At 52.6% G+C, this 2,618-nt stretch carries 3 protein-coding genes and 1 pseudogene; all 4 read left to right on the top strand.

The genetic code is table 11. The features are described 5' to 3' along the window. Positions 1–126: 126 nt before the first annotated feature. Positions 127–612, top strand: a pseudogene (locus tag FTU87_RS14880) (IS3-like element ISAba14 family transposase); the annotation flags it as partial. A 132-nt stretch (positions 613–744) separates the two neighbouring features. Continuing rightward, positions 745–1,605 (top strand): aminoglycoside N-acetyltransferase AAC(3)-IId, encoded by an 861-nt coding sequence (gene aac(3)-IId / locus FTU87_RS14875; RefSeq protein WP_000557454.1) that lies wholly within the window; start codon positions 745–747, stop codon positions 1,603–1,605. Between the two features lie 12 nt (positions 1,606–1,617). Next, entirely contained in the window at positions 1,618–2,160 is a 543-nt protein-coding gene (locus tag FTU87_RS14870) for an AAA family ATPase (RefSeq protein WP_000587837.1), read from the top strand. 209 nt (positions 2,161–2,369) lie between these two features. Continuing rightward, a partial coding sequence (locus FTU87_RS14865; RefSeq protein ID WP_180083713.1) for an IS6 family transposase occupies positions 2,370–2,618 on the top strand: 249 nt, incomplete at its 3' end.

Below are 2,618 nucleotides of genomic sequence, written 5' to 3'. Positions count from 1 at the left end.
AATACCAGCGCACAGCCCAAAGAATGATTTCGCCCTGAAAATGCCGACCATGGAAAGGATTCATATGCTGCACCTTTAGCTAAAACAGTCTTCAGCTTACCATTCGTGGTTATTTGCAACAGTGCCGTGTGGTCTACGGATATAACGTATATCCCTATGGCAAAAGGCTTTGTTTATTTATGTGCTGTGATTGATTGGCATAGCCGCAAGGTACTTGCGCATAGGGTATCGATTAGTATGGAGGTGGATTTTTGTATTTCGGCTTTAAATGAAGCGATTGAAAAATATGGTCGACCTGAAATATTTAATACAGACCAAGGCAGCCAGTTTACCAGTGATGCATTTATTGATGTATTGAAATCAAATGGCATTCAAATCAGTATGGATGGTAAAGGTCGATGGGTAGATAATGTGATGGTTGAACGATTATGGCGGAGCGTTAAATATGAAGAGGTGTATCTCAAAGCTTATAGCAGTGTCACAGATGCGAAAAAGCAATTAAGTGCATATTTTGAGTTTTATAATTTGAAACGACCTCATTCGAGTCTAGACAAAATGACACCAAATGAGTTTTACTATGATCAGCTACCCCAACAAAACAAGGTGGCTTAACTAGAGCGGAATATCACTTATAAATACGCTTTTAGTTGTTCAAACAAGTGGGACCACCTCTATATCTCGATAGGTATAGTAGAGTGATATCTCGATAGGTATAGTGTTTTGCAGTTTAGAGGAGATATCGCGATGCATACGCGGAAGGCAATAACGGAGGCGCTTCAAAAACTCGGAGTCCAAACCGGTGACCTCTTGATGGTGCATGCCTCACTTAAAGCGATTGGTCCGGTCGAAGGAGGAGCGGAGACGGTCGTTGCCGCGTTACGCTCCGCGGTTGGGCCGACTGGCACTGTGATGGGATACGCGTCGTGGGACCGATCACCCTACGAGGAGACTCTGAATGGCGCTCGGCTGGATGACGAAGCCCGCCGTACCTGGCTGCCGTTCGATCCCGCAACAGCCGGGACTTACCGTGGGTTCGGCCTGCTGAATCAATTTCTGGTTCAAGCCCCCGGCGCGCGGCGCAGCGCGCACCCCGATGCATCGATGGTCGCGGTTGGTCCGCTGGCTGAAACGCTGACGGAGCCTCACGAACTCGGTCACGCCTTGGGGGAAGGATCGCCCGTCGAGCGGTTCGTTCGCCTTGGCGGGAAGGCCCTGCTGTTGGGTGCGCCGCTAAACTCCGTTACCGCATTGCACTACGCCGAGGCGGTTGCCGATATCCCCAACAAACGGTGGGTGACGTATGAGATGCCGATGCTTGGAAGAGACGGTGAAGTCGCCTGGAAAACGGCATCGGATTACGATTCAAACGGCATTCTCGATTGCTTTGCTATCGAAGGAAAGCCGGATGCGGTTGAAACTATAGCAAATGCTTACGTGAAGCTCGGTCGCCATCGAGAAGGTGTCGTGGGCTTTGCTCAGTGCTACCTGTTCGACGCGCAGGACATCGTGACGTTCGGCGTCACCTATCTTGAGAAGCATTTCGGAACCACTCCGATCGTGCCTCCGCACGAGGCCGTCGAGCGCTCTTGCGAGCCTTCAGGTTAGAGGCCGTCGACAATGATAATCTGGATCAACGGACCTTTCGGCGCCGGAAAGACGACGCTCGCTAAGCGGCTGCGCGATCGGCGTTCCAAATCGCTGATCTTTGACCCCGAGGAAATCGGGTTCGTGGTGAAAGAAACGGTCCCCATGCCAGCGAGCGGAGACTATCAGGATCTCCCCTTGTGGAGGGGACTTACGATCGCGGCGGTCAGGGAGATTCGAAGGAATTACTCGCAGGACATCATCATCCCAATGACGCTCGTGCACCCGGACTATCTGACTGAGATACTCGACGGGGTAAGGCGGATCGACGATCAGCTGCTGCACATCTTTCTGACGCTCAACGAGGACCTATTGCGTCACCGGATCGCGAACCAGACCATGCATCCTGACCCGAATCGAAATGCGGAGATTCGAGAGTGGCGATTAGCGAATGTCGCCCGATGCTTGGCCGCAAGGGAACGGCTTCCATGCACAACCCGTGTTCTCGATAGTGGTGCACACACCAGCGATGAACTCGCAGCGATGGTGCTCGACGGAATCGATGGGCGCACCTGATCGCCTTCGACGCCTGCGCAAAGCGTAGCGCGAGGGTGGCGGGCTCACGACCAAACGCCCAGAGGTCGATCATCGCAGGGATGTTTGGCTTTGTGGTGCGGACGACGGGACTCGAACCCGTACTCTCACAGAGAAGCAGATTTTCGGGCACTGTTGCAAATAGTCGGTGGTGATAAACTTATCATCCCCTTTTGCTGATGGAGCTGCACATGAACCCATTCAAAGGCCGGCATTTTCAGCGTGACATCATTCTGTGGGCCGTACGCTGGTACTGCAAATACGGCATCAGTTACCGTGAGCTGCAGGAGATGCTGGCTGAACGCGGAGTGATTGTCGATCACTCCACGATTTACCGCTGGGTTCAGCGTTATGCGCCTGAAATGGAAAAACGGCTGCGCTGGTACTGGCGTAACCCTTCCGATCTTTGCCCGTGGCACATGGATGAAACCTACGTGAAG

It is taken from the genome of Acinetobacter sp. YH12156 (assembly GCF_013418235.1).
Lineage (GTDB): Bacteria > Pseudomonadota > Gammaproteobacteria > Pseudomonadales > Moraxellaceae > Acinetobacter > Acinetobacter pseudolwoffii.
This window is presented reverse-complemented; position numbering and strand designations above follow the sequence as displayed.

Bases quoted from the DNA above. Each gene is read 5' to 3' on its own strand.
- FTU87_RS14870 (WP_000587837.1), top strand. From the start codon at position 1,618: ATGATAATCTGGATCAACGGACCTTTCGGCGCCGGAAAGACGACGCTC.